The sequence below is a fragment of the Candidatus Solirubrobacter pratensis genome, assembly GCF_000425945.1.
Classification (GTDB): Bacteria; Actinomycetota; Thermoleophilia; order Solirubrobacterales; family Solirubrobacteraceae; genus Solirubrobacter; species Solirubrobacter pratensis.
On sequence record NZ_AUEK01000007.1, the window covers coordinates 62300 to 86875 of the forward strand.

24 protein-coding genes are annotated in these 24576 nt (G+C 72.4%); 12 read left to right on the top strand and 12 right to left on the bottom strand.

Annotated features, from left to right (window positions below):
* Positions 1–153 precede the first annotated feature (153 nt).
* The 3 genes from H958_RS35695 to menD are packed head-to-tail and all read right to left on the bottom strand — an operon-like array spanning position 154 to position 2494.
* A complete protein-coding gene (locus H958_RS35695; protein WP_037409673.1) occupies positions 154–480 on the bottom strand; it encodes a hypothetical protein in 327 nt (108 codons plus the stop codon).
* A gap of 9 nt (positions 481–489) precedes the next feature.
* On the bottom strand, positions 490–762 hold the full coding sequence (locus H958_RS0107265) for a hypothetical protein (RefSeq protein WP_028058167.1): 273 nt from the start codon (positions 760–762) through the stop codon (positions 490–492).
* A 10-nt stretch (positions 763–772) separates the two neighbouring features.
* Entirely contained in the window at positions 773–2494 is a 1722-nt protein-coding gene (menD, locus tag H958_RS0107270; protein WP_028058168.1) for a 2-succinyl-5-enolpyruvyl-6-hydroxy-3-cyclohexene-1-carboxylic-acid synthase, read from the bottom strand.
* Positions 2495–2506: 12 nt separating this feature from the next.
* Between menD and menH the strand changes: the two genes are divergently transcribed.
* Positions 2507–3253, top strand: coding sequence for a 2-succinyl-6-hydroxy-2,4-cyclohexadiene-1-carboxylate synthase (menH, locus tag H958_RS35700; RefSeq protein ID WP_051323958.1), 747 nt, complete (start codon positions 2507–2509; stop codon positions 3251–3253).
* Here the strand turns inward: menH and H958_RS0107280 are convergent.
* Genes H958_RS0107280 through menB form a run of 5 tightly spaced genes read right to left on the bottom strand, consistent with a single transcriptional unit; the run spans position 3205 to position 7744 of the window.
* Positions 3205–3474, bottom strand: a complete 270-nt coding sequence (locus H958_RS0107280) for a hypothetical protein (protein ID WP_156027765.1) — start codon at positions 3472–3474, stop codon at positions 3205–3207. The two genes, menH and H958_RS0107280, sit on opposite strands and share 49 nt — an antisense overlap.
* Before the next feature lie 15 nt (positions 3475–3489).
* Complete coding sequence (locus tag H958_RS35705; RefSeq protein ID WP_051323959.1) at positions 3490–5061, bottom strand: APC family permease; 1572 nt, start codon at positions 5059–5061, stop codon at positions 3490–3492.
* Positions 5062–5091: 30 nt separating this feature from the next.
* Complete coding sequence (locus tag H958_RS35710) at positions 5092–6027, bottom strand: mandelate racemase/muconate lactonizing enzyme family protein (protein WP_051323960.1); 936 nt, start codon at positions 6025–6027, stop codon at positions 5092–5094.
* Positions 6027–6890: a 1,4-dihydroxy-2-naphthoate polyprenyltransferase gene (locus tag H958_RS0107295; RefSeq protein ID WP_051323961.1), complete on the bottom strand. Its 864-nt coding sequence runs from the start codon at positions 6888–6890 to the stop codon at positions 6027–6029. Before H958_RS0107295 ends, H958_RS35710 begins: the two co-directional genes overlap by 1 nt.
* 20 nt (positions 6891–6910) lie before the next feature.
* The gene (menB, locus tag H958_RS0107300) at positions 6911–7744 is read right to left on the bottom strand and encodes a 1,4-dihydroxy-2-naphthoyl-CoA synthase (protein WP_028058171.1); all 834 of its coding nucleotides are present in this window, start codon (positions 7742–7744) and stop codon (positions 6911–6913) included.
* A gap of 29 nt (positions 7745–7773) precedes the next feature.
* On the opposite strand from menB, the gene H958_RS35715 reads away from it, so the two are divergent.
* Complete coding sequence (locus H958_RS35715) at positions 7774–9030, top strand: class I adenylate-forming enzyme family protein (protein WP_196807264.1); 1257 nt, start codon at positions 7774–7776, stop codon at positions 9028–9030.
* 149 nt (positions 9031–9179) lie between these two features.
* Here the strand turns inward: H958_RS35715 and H958_RS0107310 are convergent, their stop codons facing one another.
* The gene (locus H958_RS0107310; RefSeq protein WP_028058172.1) at positions 9180–9776 is read right to left on the bottom strand and encodes a PDDEXK family nuclease; all 597 of its coding nucleotides are present in this window, start codon (positions 9774–9776) and stop codon (positions 9180–9182) included.
* 315 nt (positions 9777–10091) lie between these two features.
* Here H958_RS0107310 and H958_RS42945 point away from each other — a divergent pair, with 315 nt between their 5' ends.
* The 4 genes from H958_RS42945 to serA are packed head-to-tail and all read left to right on the top strand — an operon-like array spanning position 10092 to position 14770.
* Positions 10092–10925, top strand: coding sequence for a class I SAM-dependent methyltransferase (locus tag H958_RS42945; protein WP_028058173.1), 834 nt, complete (start codon positions 10092–10094; stop codon positions 10923–10925).
* 10 nt (positions 10926–10935) lie between these two features.
* Complete coding sequence (gene ilvC, locus H958_RS0107320; RefSeq protein WP_028058174.1) at positions 10936–11934, top strand: ketol-acid reductoisomerase; 999 nt, start codon at positions 10936–10938, stop codon at positions 11932–11934.
* Positions 11935–11984: 50 nt separating this feature from the next.
* Positions 11985–13157 carry a pyridoxal-phosphate-dependent aminotransferase family protein gene (locus tag H958_RS0107325; RefSeq protein WP_028058175.1) on the top strand — a complete coding sequence of 391 codons (1173 nt, stop codon included), beginning with the start codon at positions 11985–11987 and terminating at the stop codon, positions 13155–13157.
* Positions 13154–14770, top strand: a complete 1617-nt coding sequence (serA, locus tag H958_RS0107330) for a phosphoglycerate dehydrogenase (protein ID WP_028058176.1) — start codon at positions 13154–13156, stop codon at positions 14768–14770. Before H958_RS0107325 ends, serA begins: the two co-directional genes overlap by 4 nt.
* 36 nt (positions 14771–14806) lie before the next feature.
* Here serA and H958_RS0107335 read toward each other — a convergent pair whose 3' ends face one another.
* The 3 genes from H958_RS0107335 to H958_RS42950 all read right to left on the bottom strand — a co-directional run bounded on the left by H958_RS0107335 (position 14807) and on the right by H958_RS42950 (position 18412).
* Complete coding sequence (locus tag H958_RS0107335; RefSeq protein ID WP_028058177.1) at positions 14807–15961, bottom strand: branched-chain amino acid ABC transporter substrate-binding protein; 1155 nt, start codon at positions 15959–15961, stop codon at positions 14807–14809.
* A 153-nt stretch (positions 15962–16114) separates the two neighbouring features.
* On the bottom strand, positions 16115–16690 hold the full coding sequence (locus H958_RS0107340) for a hypothetical protein (RefSeq protein WP_028058178.1): 576 nt from the start codon (positions 16688–16690) through the stop codon (positions 16115–16117).
* Positions 16691–16963: 273 nt separating this feature from the next.
* Complete coding sequence (locus tag H958_RS42950) at positions 16964–18412, bottom strand: HD-GYP domain-containing protein (RefSeq protein ID WP_051323963.1); 1449 nt, start codon at positions 18410–18412, stop codon at positions 16964–16966.
* Positions 18413–18522: 110 nt separating this feature from the next.
* Here H958_RS42950 and H958_RS0107350 point away from each other — a divergent pair, with 110 nt between their 5' ends.
* From H958_RS0107350 to nagA, 6 genes are all read left to right on the top strand, one after another.
* Entirely contained in the window at positions 18523–19428 is a 906-nt protein-coding gene (locus H958_RS0107350) for an N-acetylmuramic acid 6-phosphate etherase (protein ID WP_028058179.1), read from the top strand.
* A 44-nt stretch (positions 19429–19472) separates the two neighbouring features.
* On the top strand, positions 19473–20207 hold the full coding sequence (locus tag H958_RS0107355) for a GntR family transcriptional regulator (protein ID WP_051323964.1): 735 nt from the start codon (positions 19473–19475) through the stop codon (positions 20205–20207).
* 125 nt (positions 20208–20332) lie between these two features.
* Positions 20333–21625, top strand: a complete 1293-nt coding sequence (locus H958_RS35730) for a sugar ABC transporter substrate-binding protein (RefSeq protein WP_051323965.1) — start codon at positions 20333–20335, stop codon at positions 21623–21625.
* On the top strand, positions 21622–22575 hold the full coding sequence (locus H958_RS0107365; protein ID WP_028058181.1) for a carbohydrate ABC transporter permease: 954 nt from the start codon (positions 21622–21624) through the stop codon (positions 22573–22575). Before H958_RS35730 ends, H958_RS0107365 begins: the two co-directional genes overlap by 4 nt.
* Positions 22575–23402, top strand: a complete 828-nt coding sequence (locus H958_RS0107370; RefSeq protein WP_051323966.1) for a carbohydrate ABC transporter permease — start codon at positions 22575–22577, stop codon at positions 23400–23402. The genes H958_RS0107365 and H958_RS0107370 overlap by 1 nt, the downstream gene beginning before the upstream one ends.
* Before the next feature lie 79 nt (positions 23403–23481).
* Positions 23482–24570, top strand: coding sequence for an N-acetylglucosamine-6-phosphate deacetylase (gene nagA / locus H958_RS35735; RefSeq protein WP_156027766.1), 1089 nt, complete (start codon positions 23482–23484; stop codon positions 24568–24570).
* Positions 24571–24576 lie beyond the last annotated feature (6 nt).

A 24576-nucleotide genomic window follows, 5' to 3' on the forward strand; every position in this document is an offset into this window, starting at 1 on the left:
CGTCGACGTGTAGTCCGACCCCCGCTCGAGGACGGGAAGTCGGTGCTCGAGCGCCGTGACGGGCGGAAGCCTCCGAATGCGACCGCGAGGAGGACGATGATCGCCACGGGCGCCACGAAGGCGACGATGAAGATCGTGGGCATGAGCGGATGATCACCCGCCGAGGCGCCTTCGCCACCGGCCGCCGGTGCGGCGGAGGTTGGTCTCGATCGCGCCGAACGCTCCACGGTGCTCCGGGAGCGCGGCGGCTTCGGCGGCGGTGATGGTCAGCGTGACGCGGCGCTCGGCGATGCGGGCGACCTCGGGCGCGTCGACGAAGCGCAGGCCGTCCGGCGCGCGGATGACGATGCCGTCGAAGATGTGCTCGCGCGCGTTGTCGAGCACGCGATGGACGGTGCCGATCTCGGTCCCGTCGGAGGACACGACCGGGACGCCGCGCGGGAGCGCCTGGTAGCCGATCTGGTGGCCCTCGTCCTCCATGGGACCAGACTAGGCGGCGGGGCGGCCGGCACGACGCCAGACCTCGACCACCTCGCGCACCGACGCGATGCGGTAGGAGACGCGCGAGTCGAGCGGGCGCAGCGCGAGCTCGAAGCGGCCGGTCTCCAGCTGCTGCAGCTCGGTGACCAGCGCGTGGAAGCGGCGGCCCTTCTTGTCGACCAGCACGATGTCGCCGGCGCCGATGCCCTTCGACGTCGTGCGCCGCGTCGGCGCGGCGGTCTGCGGGACCTCGATCAGCGAGGCCTGGGCGTCGGACGGCATGCGCCGCACGCTATGCAGCGTCCCGGACGGACTCCCATACGCGCCGGTGCAGCTCGACGTTCTCGCCGCGGTCCGTGCGAACGCACACGATCGTCGATCGGCCGGACGCCAGCGCGCGGCCGAGGGCGGCGCGGAAGGCCTCCACGTCCTGCGCCCGCTCCCACCCGAGCCCGTAGAGCGCGGCGGCGTGCGAGAAGTCCAGGCCGTGGGGGGTCGCGACGTGCGGCTCGAACTCGGCGCCGGCGCCGGAGGCGACCGGCAGGAAGTTGAAGATCCCGCCGCCGTCGTTGTCGATCAGCACGATCACGAGCCGCAGTCCGAGCCGCGAGGCGGCGAGCAGCCCCCCGATGTCGTGCGCCAACGCGACGTCGCCGGTGAGCAGCACGACCGGCCCGCGCGAGGCCAGCGCGGCGCCGAACGCGGTGGAGACCGTCCCGTCGATCCCGTTCGCGCCGCGGTTGGAGAGCACCCGGAACGGCTCAGGACGAGCCGGGAAGAACGTCTCGACGTCGCGGATCGGCATCGAGGACGCGACCACGAGCGTCGCCTGCGGCGGCAGCAGCGAGCCGAGCTCCGCCGCCACGCGCGGCTCGCTGAGCCCGGCCGGCCCGACGACCGAGGCGATCGCGCCGGCGGCCGCGCGGTCGGCCTGCCGCCAGTCGTCGAGCCACGACGAGAGCCGGCGCGTGACGCGCTTGCCGAGGACCTCCAGCAGCTCGCCCGGATCGGCGGCGATCACGGTGCCGACGACGCCGGACGGGTCCTGCCACGCGCCCTCGGGATCGATCGCGAGCTGGAGCGCGTCGGTCGCGCCCGCCAGCCACCCGCGCAGCGGCTTGGACGTCGGCAGGTCACCCACCCGCAGCACCAACTCGGGCGCGTGCGACGCCGCCCAGCCCTCGTCGCGCAGCAGCGCGTCGTAGTGCGCGATCGCCGCCGGGCCGCGCCGGGCGCCCGAGAGCGGATCGGCCAGCAGCGGCACCTTCGCGCGCTCGGCGAAGTCGGCGAGCGCGGCGCCGAGCGCCGGGTCGCGCTCGGAGCGGCCGGCCACGATCACCGTAGCGACGCGCGAGCGCAGCTCCTCCTCGAGCCCCGACACGGCGGTGTCCGGCAGCACCAGCCGCGGCCGCGGCCGCGTCACCCACGGCCGTCCGCCGGTGCGCCCCGGCGCGATGTCCTCCGGCGGCATCTCGCCGTCCGGCAGAAGCGGCTCGCGCAGCGCGAAGTTCAGGTGCACCGGTCCGGGGCGGCCGTCGACCGCCGTCCAGAACGCCCGGCATGCGAGCTGGCGCAGCCAGCGCACGCGCGCCGGCGAAGCCGGATGGTCGTCGACGTCGAAGAACCACTTCGCCGCGCTGCCATACAGCGCGAGCTGGTCGATCGTCTGCCCGGCGCCGACCTCGCGCAGCTCGGGCGGCCGGTCCGCGGTCAGCACCAGCAGCGGGACGCGCGCTTCGTGCGCCTCGATCACCGCCGGGGCGTAGTTCGCCGCGGCGGTGCCGGACGTGCAGGCGAGGACGGCGGGTACGCCCGTCGCCTTGGCGAGGCCGAGCGCGAAGAAGGAGGCGGAGCGCTCGTCCACGTGGGAGGTCGAGCGCAGCGGGGACCGCGCGAGCGACAACACGATGGGCGTCGAGCGCGAGCCGGGGGAGGTGCAGGCATCGCGCACGCCGCAGCGGAAGAGCTCGTCGACGAAGGCGCGCAGGCCGAGATAGCTGTCGGTTCCAGGCATGATTGAAGGGCAATGACCCCGGATCTCGTCCTTCTGCACGGCTTCACGCAGACCCGCCAGAGCTGGCGGCGGACGGTCCAGGCGCTGGGAGGACGCTATCGCGCGCTGGTGCCGGACCTCCCTGGCCACGGCCAGGCGGCCCTGCGCACGGCGAGCTTCGACGCCGTGACCGCCTACGTGCGCGCCCTCGCACCATCGCGCTTCACGCTGGCCGGCTACTCGATGGGTGGGCGCATCGCCCTCAACGCCGCGTTCGCGCTGGAGCCTGAGCGGCTGATCCTGCTCGGCGCCACCCCGGGCCTCGCCGACCCGAAGGAGCGCGCGACCCGCAAGGCCGCCGACGACGCCCTCGCCGACCGCGTCGAGGCGATCGGCATCGAGGCGTTCGCGGCCGAGTGGGCGGCGCAGCCGCTGTTCGCGGGCCAGCCGGAGCGCGTCAGGGCGGCCGCCAACGCCGACCGCCTGCGCAACACGTCCCACGGCCTCGCCGCCGCGCTGCGAGGGCTCGGGACCGGGGTGATGGAGCCGCTCTGGGAGCGGCTGCCGGACCTGCGGACCCCGGTCACGCTGATCGTGGGCGAGCGCGACGAGAAGTTCCGCGCGATCGCCGAGCGCATGCGGGAGCGGCTACCGCATGCCGATCTGGTCGTCGTGCCCGGGACCGGGCACGCCGCCCATCTGGAGTCGCCTGAACTGGTCGCCCAGGCGATCTACCAGTCGGGGCTGCCCTCCTCGTCCGATTCGGCGTACTCGCCGTAGTTGAAATCGTCGTCCTCGTCGAGGTCGTCGTCGACCTCGTCGAAGGACGCGGCGTCGTGCAGGATGGGGTCGGTGCCGTGCTGATCGCCGTGCTCGGCGTGCTCGATCAGGTCCGCTTCCGCGAGGTCGAAGCCTTCGGACTCGCCCTCGCCGGACTCGATCAAGGGCGCGAGCGCGGGATCGACCGGATCGTCAGGGGATTCGGGCCATTCGGGTGCCATGTGGCCAAGGCTAGATCACGGGGCAAGTGGGGCACCTTCCGCGGTCAGCGACGGATCCGCGAGCTTGACCTGCGCGATCTGGGACCTCGTCTTCGCGCCCGCCACGTAGAACGCCAGGCCGATCACGATCAGCACCGCGAGCGGCAGGAACTGCGACAGCTCGTACGATCCGCGCTGACCCGCCCAGCCGTCCGGCAGCGAGTCGTCGGGGTTGCTCGTGCCGAAGCCCGGATACAGGAGCGCGACCGTCGCCAGCGCTGACCACAGGGTGCAGAGCACACCGGCCAGCCAGACGCCGGCCGTCCCGCCCGGGACGCGATACGGCCGCGGCACGTGCGGGTGCGAGTAGCGCAGCTTGATCACGGCGGGGAACACGACCAGATAGGAGATCGTGGTCGTCGAGATGGCGAGGCCGAGCACGGCGGTGAAGTACTTGTTCGCGTCGCCGGTCGTCAGCTGATAGGCGAGCACCATCACGATCGTCGAGAACACGCCGGAGAGCAGGTTCACGACGACCGGCGTGCCCCAGCGGGCGGAGAAGTAGCCGAACGAGCGCGGCGCCGCGCCGTCGAAGCCCGCGACCGCCTGCGAGCGATCGGCGCCCATGATCCACGTCGTCCCGCTCGACAGCAGCGCAAGGATGAAACCGATCGCGGCGAGGTCGCCGAGGATCTTGCCGGCGCCCGTGAGCACCGCGCCGTCCTTGGTCACATGCCCGCCATAGACGGTGAAGACGGTCTTCATCGCGTCGATGAACCCGCCCAGGCTGGTGATCCGCGAGGCCGGCAGCACGAGCAGGATCGCGAGGATCGGCACGCCGTAGAGCAGCACCGCGCCGACCGCCGAGCGCAGCACGGTGAACGGGACGTCGCGCCGCGGGTCCTTCATCTCGTCGCCCGCCGCGTTGGGCAACTCGAAGCCGACGTAGTTGAAGAACAGCACCGGGACCGCCGCGATGAACACCGTCCAGGTCGGGCTGAAGTCGCCCGCGCTCACGCCGTGGACGCCGTTCGATGCCGCGTAGACGATCACCGACAGCGAGAAGAACGCCAGCACGACGACGCGGACGATCGCGCCGATCGTGGGGATCCACTTGCCGATCGAGAACGAGAGGATCGCCGCCCACACGGCGAACCAGATGAACAACAGCGCGAAGACGTACTTCCATGCGCCGTTGAGCGGCGTGAAGAACGTGCCGAACGTCGTGGCGGCGGTGATCGTCAGCGTCCCGCCGAGCCAGATCGGGTTCGAGAGCCAATAGAGGACCGACTGGATCGCCGCGGTGAAGCGCCCGAACGCGAGCTTGACCCAGATGTACGAACCGCCCTCCTCCGTGAACGTCGAACCGAGCTCCGCGGTCAGCAGCGCGTACGGGACGAAGAAGACGAGGGCCAGGAACGCGAGCCAGGTGAAGCCCTGGGCGCCCTGCGCTGCGACCGATCCGAGCGTGTCGAGCCCGACCAGCGTGCAGATGAGGAAGAACAGCATGTCGAAGCGACCGAAGTGCTTCTTGAGCTTCGCCTTCTCCTCGAGGGCGGCGGCGGTGGTGGTCTCGACGAACTCGTCGTCGTACGTGGCAGCGGCCATCCTCGTAACATTGCGTACGAGACATGATTGCTACATGAGAACGATCCGCCCTTCACGCACCGGCAACGTGCCGGTCGCGAGACCGCAGTGGCGCGTGACCTTCAACCCGGCGGCGGCGTGGAGGCCGGCGCGGAGGCCCAGCGGGCCGTCGTAGGTCGAGGCGAGGTAGACGTCGGAGCCCGCTGCGCGAGCCGCCTGCGCGTCTTCGAGGACGCCGGTGATGCCGCCGCGGGTGATCTTCAGGCAGACGGCGTCGGCGGCGCCCGATCCCGGCGCGTGCGTCTCGTCCATCGCGATCGGGACCGGCGACTCGCCGCGGACCTCGCGCAGCGCCTCGACGCCGTGGACCGGCTCCTCGCACAGCTCGACGCCGATCGGCGCGAGCGCGCGCAGGTTGGCGAGCGCCTCGTTCGGCGTCGTCCACGCTCCGTTCGCGTCGACGCGGATCGTGATCCCCGGCGCGGCGGCGCGGACGGCGGCGACGCGGCCGCCGTCGTCGCCGATCCCGACCTTGACCTTCACGCACGTGAAGCCCGCCCGCGCCGCGGTGGCGGCCGCGGCGGCGGCGCCGGTCCGGTCCTCGGCGCCGATCGTCGCGTTGACCGGCACCGCGTCGAGCGCGTCGGGTGCGATCAGCTTCGCGATCGGGGTGCGCTCGAGGCGCGCGCGGCGATCCCACAGCGCGAGGTCGATCGCCGCGAGCGCCTGCGGCAGGTCCCGCTCGCTCCTGCACGCGGCGAGCAGCTTTTCGGGAGGGGCGTCGATCAGCGCGTAGGCGTCGAGCGCGGCGCGCACGGCGGCGAGCGGAACGCCGTCGTAGGGCTCCAGCGGCGCCGCCTCGCCCTCGCCCCAGTCGCCCGGGCCGAAGCGCAGCGTGACGTGCAGCGTCTCGCGCTCGAGCAGCGTGCCCCAGGCCGTGCGCAGGGGGGTCCGCAGACGGTGCTTGACCGTGCGGACCGTCAGCATCAGCTCGCCAGCAGCCCGGCCGCGAGCAGCACGCAGAACACGAGTTGCAGCATCCCGGTCCGCGCGAGCGCGCCGTTCAGCGACGGCCCGTCGACCTTGTTGCGCACGACCCGCACGACCGGCGCGGCCAGCGGCAGGGCGAGCCACGGCAGCAGCAGCCACGCGGAGAGGCCGGTTCCGCCCGCCAGCCACGCGACCGGCGCCATCAGGAACGCGACGTAGACGACGATCCCGTAGCCCGTCCTCGCGCGGGCCCGGCCGAGCCGGACCGCGAGCGTCTTCTTGCCCGCCCGCCGGTCGGTCTCGAGGTCGCGCACGTTGTTGACCATCAGGATCGCGACGGCGAGCAGCCCGACCGGCACCGCCAGCACGAACGACTCCCATGTCAGCTCCTCGCGCTGCGCGAAGTACGTGCCGGTGACGGCGACGACGCCGAAGAACAGGAACACGAACACCTCGCCGAGGCCCTCGTAGCCGTAGGGCCGCGGCCCGCCGGTGTAGAGCACGCCGGCGAGGATCGAGGCGGCGCCGACGAGCAGCAGCTGCCAGCCCGCGGTGACGACCAGATAGACGCCCACGAGCACGGCGAGGCCGAACGCGACGTAGGTCGCGATCAGGACCTGCTTGGGCGGCACGAGGCCGCCGGCCGTGACACGCACGGGGCCGAGGCGGTCCTCGGTGTCGGCGCCGCGGCGGGCGTCGGAGTAGTCGTTGGAGAGGTTCGCGCCGATCTGGATCAGCAGCGCACCGAGCAGCGTCGCGATGAAGGTCAGGATCTTGAACGTGCCGAGCGTGCCGGCAAGCGCCGTGCCGACGAGCACCGGCGCCACCGCCGCGGGCAGCGTCCGTGGCCGCGCGGCCATCAACCAGATGTGGAGCGGACTCAAGGGCGCTTCGGGAACTTGGCGAACTCGGGCTTGCGCTTGGCCTTGTAGGCCTCGCGGCCCTCCTTGGCCTCGTCGCTGGCGTAGAAGAGCAGGTTGGCGTCGTGTGCCAGCTGCTGGATCCCGCCCAGGCCGTCCTCCTCGGCGTGGAAGCTGGCCTTCAGCAGCCGCAGCGCGAACGGCGAGAGCTCGAGCATCTCGCTGCACCACTGGACGGTCTCCGCCTCGAGCCGATCAAGCGGCACGACGGTGTTCACCAGCCCCATGTCGAGCGCCTGCTGCGCGTCGTACTGGCGGCACAGGAACCAGATCTCCTTGGCCTTCTTGGGCCCGACGAGGCGGGACAGGAGGCTGGCGCCGTAGCCGCCGTCGAAGGAGCCGACGCGAGGCCCCGTCTGGCCGAAGCGCGCGTTGTCGGCCGCGATCGTGAGGTCGCAGACGAGGTGCAGGACGTGACCGCCGCCGATCGCGTAGCCCGCGACCATCGCCACCACGGGCTTGGGCAGGCGCCGGATCTGGACGTGCAGGTCGGTCACGTGGAAGCGGCCGACGCTCTGGCCGCCGGGCACGTAGCCCGTGTCGCCGCGCACGCGCTGGTCGCCGCCCGAGCAGAACGCCAGCGGGCCCTCGCCGGTGAGGATGATCACGCCGACCTCGGTGTCCTCGCGCGCGGTCTCCAGCGCATGCGAGATCTCGATCAGGGTCTCGGGCCGGAACGCGTTGCGGACCTCGGGGCGGTTGATCGTGATCTTGGCGATGCCCGGGGTGGGCGCCCCCGACAGCTCATAGCGGATGTCGGTGTAGTCGCCGGCTGAGGTCCATTCGGTGGCCATAGCGGGTGCTGAGACTAGCCTGCCGGGGTGTGGAGCCCTGGTTGGAACGTGCCGCCGCCGCGTGGCCCGACACCGTCGCGGTCGAGACCTCCGACGGCGCATTGACGTACGCGGAGTTGCTGCGACGCGCCCGCGGCCTCGCCGCCTCGCCGGGCGACCGGGTCGCGATCCTGCTGCCGCCGGGCCTCGACTTCGCCGTCGCGCTGCATGCGTGCCTGCTGCAAGGGGCAGTCGCGATGCCGGTCGACGGTCGGCTCTCCGAGCGAGAACGCGATGCGCAGGTGCAGGAGGCGGGGATCGTCATCGACGCACCCCTGAGCGCCACGGACTCGTTCGCCTCCTCGCACATCCCCGATCCGCGGGACGGGGCGCTGATCGTGCACACATCCGGGACCACCGGGTCACCGCGGCCCGTCGTCCTGTCGTACGGGAACGTGCTGGCGAACGCTCTCGGGTGCTTCGCCGCGCTGGGCCACGACCGCGCAGAGCGGTGGCTGTGCCCGCTGCCCCTGTCGCACGTCGGCGGGCTCATGGTGCTGCTGCGCTCCGCCATCGCCGGCACGACCGCGGTGCTCGACGCGCCCGCGCGCGACGACGTCACGATCGCCTCGCTGGTCCCGACGCAGCTCGGTCGGCTGCTCGAGGCGGGCGCGGCGCCGCCGCCGTCCCTGCGCGTGGTGCTGCTCGGCGGCGCGCCGGCGGACCCGACGCTGCTGGCGCGGGCTCGCGACGCCGGCTGGCCGGTCGCGCCGTCGTACGGGCTCACGCAGACCTGCTCGGCGGTCACGATCGCCGACCCCGGCGACATCGCGACCTCGGGCTCCCCGTTGCCCGGGCTGCGCGTCGCGATCGAGGCCGAGCGAAGCGGTGATGGGCAGGCAGCGCGAGGCAGTGGCGAGATCCTCGTCTCGGGGCCGTCGGTGGCCGGGGGCGGGGTGCTCCGCACCGGCGACCTCGGGCGGCTGGAGCACGGCCGGCTGGTGGTCGTGGGGCGCAAGTCGGACACGATCGTCACCGGCGGCGAGAACGTGGCACCGACCGAGGTCGAGGCGGTCCTGCTCGAGCACCCCCTGGTGGCGGAGGCGGGCGTGGTCGGGCGCCCGGACCCGGAGTGGGGCGAAGCCGTGACCGCGTTCGTCGTGCTGCGCGGCGAGCTCTCCGCGCCGGAGCTGCGGGAGTTCTGCGCGGCGAGGCTGGCGCGGTTCAAGGTGCCCAAGACGATCGAGGTCGTGGCCGCGCTCCCGCGCAACGCGGCGGGGAAGTTGCTGCGGCGCGAGCTGGGGTAGGCGGCCGCGAGAGCCGGTTGTCGCGGCGCGGACCCGCGCCGGGCGAGCCTTGTCGTCGCGGGCGCGGCCCGGGTCGCGGGATTGCCAGGGCGCGCGAGCCTCGGTCACCGCGGGCCGCCGCGCGTCGCCAGGTCTGCCCGCGCGCGCCATCACGCCGCGCCTCCGCCGTGCACGCGGATCACGCCGTGGCGCGCCGCCTGCAGCCGCAGGTCCCGCTCGCGGTCCTCGCGCTGCGTCCGCCGCCTCTCGTGGCCGGGTCCGTCGATCTCGACGATCAGCCCGGGCCAGCGGAAGTCGACCTCGAAGCCCTCGACGATCACGTTCACGTCCGGCTCGGGGAGGCCGGCGTCGAGCACGCACTCGAGGAACCTGTCCTCCAGCTCGCTCCGCGTTCCCGCGCTCCCGCTCGCGTTGAGCACCAGCGCCTGCTCGAGCTGCGCGAGCCGCGGCCGCCCCCGCGCCCGGCGCATCGCCGTCCGCACCGCGGCCGGTTCGAAGCGCCTGCGAAACGCCGCCTCGTGGATCACGTTCGCGAGCTGGTGGGCGCTCAGCACGTCCGTCAAGTCGACGAGCGTCCGCGCGACCGTGGTGACCGGGATGCCCGCGTGCCGTGTCATGTCACGAGCATCGAGCCGACGGCACGTCTGGAGCCGGAAGCCGGCACGGCGCCGGTGGCCGCCCGGGGCGATGACGTGGATCTCGTCGGGCGTCCAGCGCGAGATCCGCCACAGCGCCGCGGCGCTCATGCCCGCCAGCTAGGGCACCCCCGGCGGTGAAGCGCGGTCGTGATCGGAAACGCTCGGTTCTGCTCCGACGATGATCGATCGAGCGCGGTATCCGCCGCGGGGGCCGCCATGAGATCTGGGCCCGCCCTCGATGCGCAGCTCCGGCCCGCCCCCCGCCCCGCGAGCCGCCACCAGATCCGGACTCCGCTCCCGCCGCAATCTCGGCCCGGCCATCCGTTCCCCGCCCGGGTGATCCCGCGCGGGCTCGCCCCCGCCACGCCCACCTCCCATCCCACGAACCTCGGCACGGCGCGCGTTCGCTCTAGGCTGCTCCGCATGCCACTCGATTCGCGGGACCGCTGGGCGCGCGCGGCCGCCGGATGGGAAGCGCGCGCGGACTGGTTCCGCGCCGCCACGATGCCCGTGACGACCTGGATGATCGACGCGATCCAGCCTCAGCCGGGGCAGCAGATCCTCGATCTCGCGGCGGGGATCGGCGATGTCGGGTTCTTCGCCGCGGAGCTCATCGAGCCCGGCGGCGAGCTGACGACGAGCGACTTCGTGCCGGAGATGCTGTCGGCGGCCCAGCGACGGGCCGAGCGGCTGAAGATCACGAACGTCCGCTTCCGCCAGATGGACGCGAACCTCCCGCTCGACCAGCCGGCCGCGTCGCTGGACGCCGTCCTGTGCCGCTGGGGCTACATGCTCCTCAACGACGGCGAGTCCGCGCTGCGCGACACGCGGCGCGTGCTCAAGCAGGACGGGACGGTGGCGCTCGCGGCGTGGACGGGACCGGAGGACAACCTCTGGAGCTCCGCGCCCGTGAAGATCCTCCACGACCGCGGGATCATCGAGCCGGAGGGCGAGCCCGGCGGTCCGGGTCAGTTCGCGTGGGCGCGCGAGGGAGAGATCGAAGAGCATCTGGAAAGCGCCGGCTTCGTCGACAATCGTGTCGAGAGTGTGCCTTTTCAGTTCCGATTCAGCGACGTCGAGGACTGGTGGGCGGCCCAGGTGCAAACCTCGACGAGATCCGCCGATGCCGACGCCCAGATGGACACCCCGACCCGACAAGCCGTGCTCGCCGACATGGCGGACATCGCCGCCGCCTTCGAGCAGGACGGAGGCATCGTGATCCCCGCGCGCACGTGGGTTGCGGCCGCAACCGTCTAAGGTCCGCGCCATGTTCTACGACGACGACGCGGATCTGAATCTCCTCGCGGGCAAGACCGTCGCCATCCTCGGCTACGGATCACAGGGTCACGCGCACGCCCGCAACCTCAAGGACTCCGGAATCGACGTCGTCGTAGGCCTTCGCGAAGGCTCGAAGTCGATCGCCCATGCCAAGGCGGCCGACCTCGAGGTCACGGACATCGCCGACGCCACGAGCCGCGGCGACATCGTGATGGTCCTGCTCCCCGACGAGCGCCACCACGACGTCTGGGAGGAGTCGATCCGCGACGGCGTCGCGCCGGGCAACCTGCTCATGTTCGGCCACGGATTCTCCGTTCACTACGGCGAGGTCGACGCGCCGCCGGAGGTCGACGTCGCGCTCGTGGCGCCCAAGGGCCCCGGCCACCTGGTCCGCCGCCAGTACCTCGAGGGCTCCGGCGTGCCGTGCCTGGTCGCCGTCCAGCAGGACGCATCCGGCACCGCCCTGCAGCTCGCGCTCGCCTACGCCAAGGGCATCGGCGGCACGCGCGGCGGCGTGATCGAGACGACCTTCAAGGACGAGACCGAGACCGATCTCTTCGGTGAGCAGGCCGTGCTCTGCGGCGGCGTGTCGGAGCTGGTGCGGGCGGGCTACGAGACACTCACGGACGCGGGGTACGACCCGAAGCTCGCGTACTTCGAGTGCCTGCACGAGCTCAAGCTGATCGTCGACCTGATGTACGAGAAGGGCATCACCGGGATGCGCCACTCGATCTCGAACACCGCCGAGTACGGCGACCTGACGCGCGGCAAGCGGATCATCTCCGACGAGACGCGTCAGGCCATGAAGGCCGTGCTCGGCGAGATCCAGGACGGGACGTTCGCGCGCGAGTGGATCGCCGAGAACCGCGCCGGCCAGGAGAACTTCCAGCGCATGCGCGCGGAGCAGCAGGGACACAAGATCGAGGTCGAGGGTCGCGAGCTGCGCAAGATGATGGACTGGATCGATACGGAGTTCGAAGAAGGCTGAAGCTCTACTCTCCGCGTCGTCGCTCCCCCGACCGCCAGGAACCCGCTCCCATGACGCCGAACCCATACGTCAAGCAGTACCTCATGACCGCCGGGCCCACGCCCGTGCCGCCCGCCGTCTCGCAGGCGATGGCCGCACCGATGCTCTACCACCGCGCGCCGGCGTTCGTGGAGGTGTACGAGCGCGTCCTCGGCAAGCTGCCCGCGGTGTTCCAGACCTCCAACGACGTCCTCACGTTCGCGGCCAGCGGCTCGGGCGCGATGGACTCGGCCGCCGCGAACCTGATCCGCCCCGGCACCAAGGTGCTGGTCGCCGCGGCGGGCAAGTTCGGCGAGCGCTGGCTGGAGCTCGCGAACGCCTACGGCGCCGCGGTGACCGCGTATGAGCCCGGCTGGGGCGAGCGCCTGGACCCGGCGGAGTTCGACCGCCTGCTGAGCGAGGTCGACGGCATCGAGGTCGTGTTCGCCACGCTCTCGGAGACGTCGACCGGCATCGTCAACGACATCCAGGCGATCGCCGAGGTCGTCAACCGTCACGGCGCGCTGCTGGCCGTCGACGCCGTCTCCGGGCTCGGTGCGGCCGAGCTCAAGCAGGACGAGTGGGGCGTGGATGTCGTCGTCGCGGGCTCGCAGAAGGCGCTCATGATCCCGCCCGGGCTCGCGTTCGCGTCGGTGTCCCAGAAGGCGCTGGACTTCGTGGAGGGCCGGCCCGGCGGCCGGTACTACTTCGACTGGGTCAAGACCGCCAAGTCGCAGCGCAAGAACAACTCGCCGTTCACGCCGGCCGTGTCGCTCTTCCAGGCGCTCGACGTCGCGCTGGACCTGATCGCCGAGGAGGGCCTGGACAACGTCTTCGCCCGGCACGCGCTGCTCGCCCGTGCCACGCGCGCCGGTGCCGCGGCGCTCGGGCTCGAGCTCTTCGGCGATCCGGACGAGCGCTCGACGGTCGTGACCGCGATCGAGCTGCCGGGCGACATCGACGGCGGCAAGGTCCCCGGCGCCCTGCGCAAGCTCGGCATCACCGCCAACGGCGGGCAGGACCACCTCAAGGGCAAGATCCTGCGGATCGCCCACTGCGGCTACTTCGGTGCGTTCGACATCCTGACGTCGCTGAGCGGCCTCGAGATGGCGCTCGCCCAGCTCGGCCACGAGGTCGACTTCGGCGCCGGCGTCGGGGCGGCGCAGCGCGTGTTCGTGGAGGCCGGGGTTCCGGCGGCCGCATGACGCTCACCGAGCCCTACCGCGTCCTCGTCGCGGAGAAGATCGCCGACACCGGCGTCGACATGCTGCGCGAGCGTTTCGACGTCGACCTCGGCACGGACTGGACCCGCGAGGAGCTGATCGAGAAGATCGGCGCCTACCACGGCATCCTGATCCGGTCGGCGACCAAGCTCGACGCCGAGCTGATCGAGCGCGCCGACGCGCTGAAGGTGATCGGGCGGGCCGGCGTCGGGGTCGACAACGTCGACGTGCCGGCCGCGACCAAGCGCGGCATCGTGGTCGCCAACGCGCCCGAGGCCAACACGGTCGCCGCCGCCGAGCACACGGTCGCGCTGATGCTCGCGCTCGCGCGCAACATCCCGCAGGCGCACGCGTCGCTCACCTCGGGCAAATGGGAGCGCTCGAAGTTCGGCGGGACCGAGGTCGACGGCAAGACGCTCGGCGTGCTCGGGTTCGGCCGCATCGGGCAGCTCGTCGCGATCCGCGCCCGCGCGTTCGGCATGCGCGTGATCGCGTTCGATCCCTTCGTCAGCACGGAGCGCTTCCGCGAGCTCGGGGTCGAGAAGGCCGAGGAGCCCGGCGACGTCCTCAAGGCGGGCGACTTCATCACGCTCCACCTGCCCAAGACGCCGGAGACGCAGGGCTTCATCAACGCCGAGACGCTCGCGCAGTGCAGGGACGGCGTGCGGATCATCAACGTCGCGCGCGGCCCGCTCGTGGTCGACGAGGACCTCAAGGCGGCGCTCGACTCCGGCAAGGTCGCGGGCGCGGCGCTCGACGTGTTCGCGCAGGAGCCGATCACCGATCACCCGCTGTTCGGCTACCGCAACGTCGTCGTCACGCCCCACCTCGGCGCGTCGACGGCGGAGGCGCAGGACCGCGCGGGCGTGCAGACGGCCGAGCAGGTCGTCAACGCGCTCACCGGCGGCGTCGTCTCGACCGCGGTGAACATCCCGCCGGTGTCCGCCGAGGACATGGAGGTGCTCGGGCCGTTCATCCCGCTCGCCGCGCGGCTCGGGAAGATCGTGGCTGCGCTGGCGGAGTCCTCCAGCGTCGAGCGCGTCGAGATCGAGCACATGGGGCGGATCGCCGAACGCGACACGCGGCTGCTGAGCCTGTCGGTGCTCAACGGCCTGCTGGCCGGCCGCACCGAGGAGGAGGTGAACCTCGTCAACGCGCCGACGCTGGCCGAGGAGCGCGGGATCCAGGTGTCCGACCGGCGCGAGGCGCACGCGCGCGACTTCTCCGACCTCATCCGCGTCACGATCGTCGCCGGAGGCGAGCGCGTGCGCGTCGTCGGCACGACGCTGGGCCACCGCCACCGCCCGCACCTCCTCGAGGCGTGGGGGCAGCGGTTCAACGTCCAGATCGACGAGCCGCACCTCGTGCTGTTCCGCTACTCGGACGTGCCGGGCATGGTGGGCCGGGTCGGCTCGACGCTCGGCGACCACGGCATCAACATCTCCGCCGCCGCGGTCGGCCGCCACGACGAGGCGGGCGGCGACGACCTGGCGGTGATGGCGGTCACGACCGACACCGTGGTGCCGGACGAGGTGGTCGCCGACATCGCGGGCTCCGACGGCTTTGTGTCGGGTCGCGCGATCTCCTTCAACTGAGCGCTTCCGGCGGGGCCCGCAGGCCCCGCCGACCCCCTACGGCGCGATCACGACGCCCGCGGAGCGGAGCACGCCGCCGCGCACCACGTAGAGGCCGAATTGCTTCATCGTCGTATCGCCGTTGGCGTCGAAGCCATATGTGCCGATCACGCCCTGGCGTCCGTTGACGCCGCGCAGGAAGCCGAGCACGCCGGCCTTGTCGCGCGCGCCGGCGGCGACCGCGTCGGTGACCAGCTTCATCGCCTCGTAGCCGTACAGCAGGTCCGGGTCGACGTTGCGTCCGGCGCGGCGGAGCAGCGCCTGCCCGGCCGGCGGGTACGCCGAGCCGGGCATGATCGAGACGATGACGAAGGTGCGCCTGGCGACCGAGCGCGGCAGGTGGGCGGTCAAGCCCGTCTCCGCGACGCCGTCGCTGCCGAACAGCCTCGCCTTCGGGAGCGCGGCGCCGACGTCCTTGAACACCCGCACCGCTCCGCCGGCGGTGATGCCGGTGTAGGCGACGCAGTCGACGCCGGCCGCCTTGAGGCCGCGCGCCAACGAGCGGTAGCTGCGCCTCGCGCGGATCGCCTGCGCCTTCACGACCGGCACGCCGATCTGCTGCGCGTAGGCGCGCAGCCATGATCCGAGTCCCTTGCCGTAGATCTCGGAATCGGTGATCGAGGCGACCGCGCGACAGCCGCGGTCGCGCATCGCCGTGGCGAGCGCTCCGCCTTGGACGCTGTCATTGGGCATCAGGCGGAAGTACGTCCGCTGCCCGGACGGGTAGTACCGCCCGGGCTCGCCGCGGTGTGCGCCGGCGCCGTCGCGTGTGAGCCCGAGCGCGGTGTTCGTCGGGCTGATCATGGGCACGCCGGCGCGGTTGAGGATCGGCAGCGCGACCGCGCTGGCGCCCGAGTTGAAGGCGCCGACGAACGCGAGCGCCGACGGATCCCGCGCCACCCGCCGGGCGTTGCCCGCCGCCCGGGAGGGCGTCCACGCGCCGGCGCGCGCGGTCGAGTCGTCGAGCGCGACGAAGCGGACAGGACTTCCCGCATCGCGCAGCGCCATCCGCGCGCCGCGGTTGATGGCCTGCGTCGTCGACCGCGACGCGCCGTGGAGCGGCAGGCTCGAGTAGACGGTCGGCTTGGCCTCGGCGGATGCGGCGGCTGGGGTGGCCGCGAGCAGCGCCGCGGCGAGGAGGATCGGTCGCACGACGTGACTGGTGCCCGCAACCGCGGAGGATTAGACCACTGGTTCGCCGGTCTTCGATTGCCTCGAGGGCTCTGGTGCGCCGTTGGAGGGCCGGCGGTCATCGCCTGGCGCCGTGACCGCGATGCGGAAAACTCGCGCCCCGGGCGCCTCCGCTCACGCGACCGGCCCCTCGGGTGCCGCGGGGGCTCGGGGGCGCGGGGCGCAGGTCGTCGCCCATTCGCTCCCGTGCGCCTGCCGGAGCGCATCGCGTGCGAGGTCGCGGATCGAGCGTGAGGCGGCGCGGACCTCGGTCCAGGGGGCGTCGAGCCCGGACAGCCGGGTCGAGCGGGCGATCTGCGCGAGCAGGCCGGTGCTGCCCGAAAGTGCCATGACGCGGCGCCGGCACGCCTTCGTCGGGACCGCCCCCTCGACGAGCAGCGACAGCATGCGGCTGTTGGCCGACGCGTACGCCTGCGCGCGGTCCAGCGCCGTCATGGCGCAGCGGCGGTAGCGGGGCACGCGTGAGTGGGCGTGGCGCTCGCAGTCGGCGAGCGTGAGCTGGGCGTGGTGCGCCTCGCGAGCGGTGACATGGCGCAGCAGCGCGAGCGAAGCGGACGATCCGCGGTCCCAGCGCGCTTCGACGCGAGGACGCGGATACGGCGCCTCACGCGGCGCGCGTGCCCAGGACCGCGACGCGGGCCCATGCGACAGGAGCGCGACCGGCAGGCTCCCGATGACGGTGGCGAGCACTGCGGCGACGAGGGCGAGCCTACGGTGCGACAGGTTCCGTGCCGGCGTCAGAGACCGATCGTACGCCCGGTTCCGTCCGGCCGGCCAGGATCGAACGCGACGTGGCGCCGCGCCGGGCGAGCGAAATGCCACGGCGCTCGCCGGCCGGGCGGGTCCGCGACGACCGCCGTGCCGGGCGGTCGCAAATGCCGCGACACCTCGCGGCCTGCCGCTACCCGGCGCCGGCCGTGCCGGCCGTTCGCCATGCCGCGGAACCCGCGGCCTGCCGCTCCGCTAGGAGGCCGCGGCGGGGCGCGGGCCCGCGCCGCGGGCGGCGTCGGCCGCGCGGGCCGAAAGATCCGCGACCCAACCCGGCTCCGCGCTGCCCCGCTCAGGCGCGACGGCCCGCTGGAGCGCGGCGACGACGCCCGGGTCGTACGCGTGCGACTCCTGGTGGAGCAGCGCGAGCGCTCGCTCGGGCGTCCAGGCGGGGCGGTAGACGCGGTCGGAGACGAGCGCGTCGTAGACGTCGCAGACGGCGAGGATGCGCGTTTGCAGATTGAGCTCGGGCGCCTTCAGGCCGCGCGGGTAGCCGCTTCCGTCGAGGCGCTCGTGGTGATCGGAGACGAGGCGGCAGATCTCCGCGGGGAAGCCTCCGAGCTCGTCGAGCAGCTTGCGCCCGTCGCCGGGGTGGCGCTTGATCGCGGCGAACTCCTCGTCGGCCAGCGCAGCCGGCTTCTGCAGGATCTCCAGCGGCACCGAGAGCTTCCCGATGTCGTGCAGCAGCCCGCCGACCGCCAGGTGGCGCCGCGCGGTGGCGGAGAGCTTGAGGTCGTCGCCGACGCGCGCGGCGAGGAGGGCGACGCGGCGGGTGTGATCGCCGGTGGACTCGTCCCGCGCGGCGAGCCTGGCCATCAGCGCGTGCACGCGCGGGCCGAGGTACGCGGCCTCGGACTCGACGAGCTCGGCGGCGCTCAGGTCGCCGACCAACGGGCGCGACGCGCCGGCGCGGCGGATGTCGAGCGCGGCGGGGATGCCGACGAGCGCGACCGCGGCGATCTCGAGGAAGTGGCCGATGAAGAAGGCGAGCGTCATCGAGCCGATGACGAGGTTCGCGTACAGCGCGATGGCGAGCCAGGCGCAGCCGGCCGCGACGGCGAGGTCCGTCCAGCGGTGCGTCAGCGTGTAGGTGCGGAGCGCGCGGACGACGAGGAGGAGCAGCGTCGCGGCGCCGGCGGCGAGCAGCCCGATCGCGGGCGCGGACTTCGGCTGCGGCACGGCGGGCACGATCGAGGAGTCGATCAGCGCGAGCGCGCCGAGCCCGAGCACGCCGGCGAACAGCCCCGCCTGCAGCGCGAGCAAGGGCTCGACGTTGCGGGTCCGGCGCAGCGGCGGCAGCGCGGTCAGCGCGAGCAGGTACGCGCCGACCGGGATCGAGAGCCCGCCGGCGAGCGCGATCACGCCGTTGTCGCCGACGAGGACGCCGGGCGTGGACATTCCGTGGACCGCGAACAGCGCGGTCATCGTCGAGAAGGCGGTGCCCATCAGGACCGCGCGTCCGTCGCGGGCACGCGCGCCTGACACGGTGAGGCCGAGCGAGGCGAAGCTCGTGAGCGCCGCGGCGCCGGCGACCAGGCCGAAATGGAGGTCCTTCGACATCATCACGACGTGCGAGCCGGCCACCGCGACGACCACCGCCGGGACGAGGACGGCGAGGGCGAGGACGATGCGGGTCCGGACCATGTCCCGGGTGATCGGCGCGCAGCGCGCGTCTTTGAGTGCGCAGGGGCCCCCTCGACGAGCCTCGGAGTGGTCTTGACCACCCGCGAACCACCTGCGATCGTCCGCGCGCGATGGACCTGGCCGGGCTGACGACGGAAGGGCGCGCCGCCGGGCTGGCCGGCCTCGACCGGCTCCCGACGGTCGAGATCGTACGCGCCGTCGTGCGCGGGCACGCCGACGTGCTCGAGGCCGTCGCGGCCGCCGAGCCGGCGATCGCCGCCCTCGCGGACGCGGCCGCCGAGCGGATGGACGCCGGCGGCCGGGTGATCTACGTGGGCGCCGGGAGCGGCGGCCGGCTGGCGCTCGTCGACGCCGCCGAATGGGGGCCCACGTTCAGCGAGGACCACGCGATCGCGCTCGTGGCGGGGATCGACGAGATCCCGGGGTCGCCCGCGGAGGCGGCGGCGGAAGACGACGCGCAGGCGGGCGCGGCGGCGATCCGCGCGCTGGCGCCGCGCGGCGAGGACGTGGTGATCGGCGTGACCGCGAGCGGGCGGACGCCGTACGTGGTGAGCGCGCTCGGGGCCGCGCGCGAAGTGGACGCGGGCCGCCATGCGCGCCCCCTCACCGCCGCGATCACCTGCGCCCCCTTCGACGCCCCGGCCGACCACCGGATCGAGACGCCCGTCGGCCCCGAGGTGATCTCCGGCTCCACGCGCCTGAAGGCCGGCACCGCCCAGAAGCTCGTCCTCAACGCGTTCTCGACCGCGACCATGGTCCGCCGCGGACGCACGTACGGGAACCTGATGGCCGGCATGCGCGTGGCCAACGAGAAGCTCCGCGCCCGCGCCGTCCGCGTCTGCGTCCTGGCCACGGACTGCAGCGATGCCGAGGCCCGCCGGGCGCTCGAGCAGGCGGACGACGACGTCGCTCAGGCCGTCGTGATGCTCGCCGCGAACGTCGACGCGGCCACCGCGAAGGCGCGGCTGAACGCGTCGCACGGCGCGATCCGAGCCGCCGTGGAAAAGTGGTCTTGACCAATCCTTGACCACTCTGTAGGCTGCCGCGCCGGAGAGGGTGGATGAGCGGTCTCGCGCACACCAACGGCCGGTCGAGCAAGCAGGCGCTGGTCCGCGACCAGGTCCTGACGATGCTCGACGAGCTGACCGTCGGCGACGCGCTGCCGTCCGAGCGCCGCCTCTCCACGGAGCTCCAGGTGAGCCGGCCGACGCTGCGCGCCGTGCTCGACGAGCTCGTCCGCGAGGGCCTCCTGCTGCGCAGGCACGGAAGCGGCACCTACGTCGCGGAGCCGAAGATCGCGCTCCCGCTGACGATGACGTCCTTCAGCGAGGACATGTCGCGCCGCGGCATGGTCCCGAGCAGCCGCGTCGTCGCCTTCGAGGTCACGACCGCCGGCGCCAAGCTCGGCCAGCGCCTGCAGCTGTCGCCCGTCGAGGAGGTGTGGGTGATCACGCGTCTGCGCCTCGCCGACGACGAGACGATGGCGATCGAGTGGCTGCACGCCCCGCGCCGCTTCCTCCCGGATCTCAAGCGCGAGGACCTCGCGCAGCAGTCCTTCTACGAGCTTCTCAACGAGCGCCAGGGCATCGTGATCGCCAAAGGCGTCCAGACGATCGAGCCGACGGTGACCAGCCAGGAGGAGGCCGACCTGCTCGGCGTTCCGGTGCACTCGCCGGCCTTCCTCTTCGAGCGGACAACCGAGGGCGAGGGAGGGGAGGTGGTGGAGTTCGTGAGGTCCGTGTACCGCGGGGACCGGTATCGGCTGGTGACGGAGCTTCGGCCGGCGCTGCGGTAGCAGGCGCCGGAACACGAGGGAGCGCCGGCCGCCCGAAGGCGGCCGGCAGGTGCGACGTTGCGCCGCCCGCTGCAACGGGCGACGCCTCAAATCATCCCACCCGCAAGCGGTGGAGAGGAGGACGTGTGAGGAATCTCAGGTTCGCGGCGGCCGCGGCGACGCTGCTCGCCGCCGTGGTCGTGGGCGGCTGCGGGGGCGGCGACGACGGTTCGAGCAAGGCCACGGGCGCGAGCAAGAGCGCGAAGCTCTCGGGCTCGATCAGCGTCTGGATCATGGATCCCGGCTCGCCGAAGATCCAGGACGTCGTCAAGCAGTACGCGACGGACTTCCAGGCGAAGAACCCCGGCACCACGGTCGACATCGAGTTCGTCCCGTGGGCGCAGGCCCACGACAAGTTCGTGACCGCGATCGCGGGCGGCAAGGTGCCCGACGTCGCGGAGATGGGCACCACCTGGACGCCGGAGTTCGCGGCGCAGGGCGGGCTCGTCGAGCAGCCCGAGTTCAAGGCCGGCGACTACGTCTCCAGCCTCGTCGACGCGGCGACCTATCAGGGCAAGGTCTATGGCAAGCCGTGGTACGCGGGCGCGCGCGCCCTGATCTACCGCAAGGACATCCTCGAGAAGGCCGGCATCGACAACCCGCCGGCCAACTGGGACGAGATGATGGCCGCCGCCAAGGCGATCAAATCCAAGGTCCCGAACGTCTTCCCGGTCAGCTACACGGGCCTGAGCGAGCACATGTACCTGCCGACGATCTGGCAGGCCGGCGGCCAGATCGCCACCCAGGACGGCGACACCTGGAAGTCCGCACTGAACTCGCCTGAGGCGGCGAAGGCGCTCGAGTACTACGCGTCCTTCTACAAGGACGGGCTCGATCCCAAGGCCGCCGTCGGCTGGGAGGAGCCCGACGCCCAGACCGCGTTCATCAACGGCGACGTCGCGATGCTGATCGCCGGCGGCTGGACGTACAACTCGATCATCGACACCAAGCCGGCGCTCGAGAAGAAGATCGGCACCGCGCTCGAGCCGGCCGGCCCGTCCGGCAAGGACACCGCGTTCGCCGGCGGGAGCCACCTCGTGCAGTTCCAGGAGTCCAAGAACAAGGACCTCGGCGCCGCGTTCGTCGACTTCATGCTCCAGCCGTCGGAGCTGAACAAGTTCACCAGCGCGGTCGGCTTCCTGCCGGGCACGACGGAGGGAATCAAGGCCTCGGGCTACCTCGAGGACCCCGTGCGCAAGCCGTTCGCCGAGCAGCTGCTCGAGCACTCGGCGGTCTACCCGCCGTCACCGAAGTGGGGCGGCCTGGAGGGCGCCAACATCTTCGACGGCCAGATCCAGAAGGTGATGAAGGGCCAGGCGACGCCGCAGCAGGCGGTCGCCGAGCTCGCCAAGAAGATGGACGAGGAGTTCGCCGGGTGAGCACCGGCTCCGCAGCCGTCTCCGCGGGGCGCGCCACGCGCGCCCCGCGGGCGGCCGTCCGCCGCGCGGTCAACCGGCTCACGCTGCCGGTGCTGATGCTGCTGCCGGCGATGGTGATCATCGTCGGCCTCGTCGGCTATCCGCTCGTGCGGACCGTCTACCTGTCGTTCACCGACACCAACCTCGGCAACCTGATCTACGGCGGCGCCGACTGGGTCGGGCTCGACAACTTCAAGGAGGTCTTCAGCGACGAGCACCTGCGCACGTCGCTGGTGAACACCGTCGTGTTCGGCACCGCCTGCGTGATCGGCACGATGGCGCTCGGCTTCGCGGTCGCGCTGCTGCTCAACCAGCGCCTGCGCGGCAACGTGTTCTTCTCGATCGCCGTCCTGCTCCCGTGGGCGGTCCCCGCCCTGGCGGCGAGCGCGATCTGGAAGTGGCTGTTCGACAGCCGCTACGGCTTCGTCAACTGGGCGCTGGTGAATCTCGGCTTCGGCTCCTTCCAGGACTACGCGTGGTTCGCCGGGCGCTTCTCCGCCTACGTCGCGATCTTCGTCACCGTCGTCTGGCAGTCGTTCCCGTTCATCGCGCTGTCGCTGCTCGCCGGCCTGCAGACGCTGCCGCAGGAGACCCTCCAGGCCGCAGCGGTGGACGGCGCGGGGCCGTGGCAGCGCTTCCGCCTCGTGACGCTGCCGCTGCTGCGGCCGATCGTCGCCGTGCTGGTCGTCTTCTCGACCATCTGGGACTTCAAGATCTTCGACCAGATCTACGTGATGGCGGCAGGCGTGCCGGACCGCTCGGCGGACACCGCCGCGGTGGCCGCCTACCGCGAGGGCTTCGCGCTCTCGCACTACGGGCTCGGCTCGGCGGTCGCGGTGGTGCTGTTCGTGATCCTGCTCGTCTTCTCGATCCTGTACGTGCGGCTGATCGGGCGGGAGGGGGACCTGTGATGCGCCGGCTGCGCAAGCGCGGCTGGATGTACGCGGCGATGCTCGTCGTCTGCGTCTTCGCGCTGTTCCCCGTTTACTACGTGCTGATCACCTCGCTCAAGACGCGCGAGGAGATCTACTCGCGCACGCCCGACCTGTGGCCGAACCACCCGAACTGGGGCGAGTACACGCGCGTGCTCGGCGAAGGCCACGTCGGGCGGGCGCTCGTGAACTCGCTGATCGTCGCGAGCGGGACGACCGTCGTCTGCCTGCTCGTCGGCGCGCTCGCCGCCTACGCGCTCGCGCGCTTCCGCTTGAAGCTCACGCACGTGCTGCTGATGCTCGTGCTGATGACGCAGATGTTCCCGCTCGTCGTGCTCGTCATCCCGCTGTTCGTGATGATGCGCAAGGCGGACCTGCTCGGCACCTACTGGAGCCTGATCGTCACCTACCTGGCGTTCAGCGTTCCGCTCGCGATCTGGGTCATGCGCAGCTTCATCCTCGCGATCCCGGAGGAGCTCGAGCACGCGGCGCGGATCGACGGCGCGACGCGGATCGGCGCGATGGTGCGCGTCGTCCTGCCGCTGGCGGCGCCCGGCCTGGCGACGGTCGCGGTGCTGAGCTTCCTCGAGGGCTGGAAGGAGTTCCTGCTCGCGCTCACGTTCCTCAACGACGAGTCCAAGAAGACGGTGCCGCTCGTGCTGCAGTCGTTCGTGGGGCGCGGTGACGTCGACTGGGCCGCGGTGATGGCGACGAGCGTGCTCTACACGCTGCCCGTGGCGATCGTGTTCGTGTTCGCGCGCAAGCATCTGATGACGGCGCGGACCGCAGGGGCGGTCAAAGGATGAGGGCGACGACTCGCGCTGCGCGCTCGCGTCGCCCCGAGCAATCGCCTGGAGCGCGATTCTCCCGGGCGAGGTGGACCCGATGAGGCTGGGCGTCGAGGCCGCGCTGGTCGACGGCGCGCTGCTGCCGGGCGACGTCGAGATCGACGACGGCGTCATCCAGGCCGTCGGCGTCGCGGGGCACGGGTCCGGCATCGCCGCGCCCGGCTTCGTCGACCTCCAGGTCAACGGCTTCGCCGGGGTCGACCTGATGGCCGCCGACCGCGACGGCTACGTCCGCGTGGGCGAGGCGCTGCTGGAGGCCGGCACGACGGCGTTCCAGCCGACGTTCGTGACCGCGCCCGAGCAGGCCCACCTCGCCGCGCTGAGGGCGATCCCCGCGGACGCCATCGGCCCGCGCATCATCGGCGCCCACCTCGAGGGCCCGTTCCTGTCGCCCAAGCGGCTCGGCGTGCACGACGAGGGCGGCCTCGCCACCCCGGATCTCGCGCTGCTGCGGCGCCTGCTCGACGCCGCCCACGTCTCCCAGGTCACGCTCGCGCCCGAGCTGCCGGGCGCGTTCGAGCTGATCGACGAGCTCGTGGCTCGCGGGATCGTCGTCTCGGCCGGCCACACCGACGCGACCGCCGCCGAGGCGCACCTCGCGTTCGACCGGGGCGTGAGCACCGTCACGCACCTGTTCAACGCGATGCGCCACAGCACGCCGCGCGACCCGAGCATCGCGCTCGCGGCGCTCGCGCGCCAGGACGTGATCGTGCAGGTGATCGTCGACCTGCACCACGTCGCGTCCGACACGGTGCTGGTCGCCTGGCAGGCGGCGACCGACCGCTTCGCGCTGGTCACCGACGCCGCGCCGGCGGCAGGGATGGGCGACGGCGAGTTCGTGCTCGGCGGGCGACGCATCCACGCGTCCGACGGCGTCGTGCGGGGGCCCGAGGGCCAGCTGGCCGGGTCGGCGCTGACGATGATCGACGCGGTGCGCAACCTGCACGGGCTGGGCGTCGGGCTGCAGGATGCCCTGCGGGCCGCCGCCGAGGTCCCCGCGCGCGTGGTCCGCAGGCCGGATCTGGGACGCTTGATCCCTGGGGCGCGTGCCGACGTGGTCGTCCTCGACGATCGGCTCGACGTGCGCCGAGTGCTGGTCGACGGGGGTGAACGTGTCGCTCGCTAGGACGGA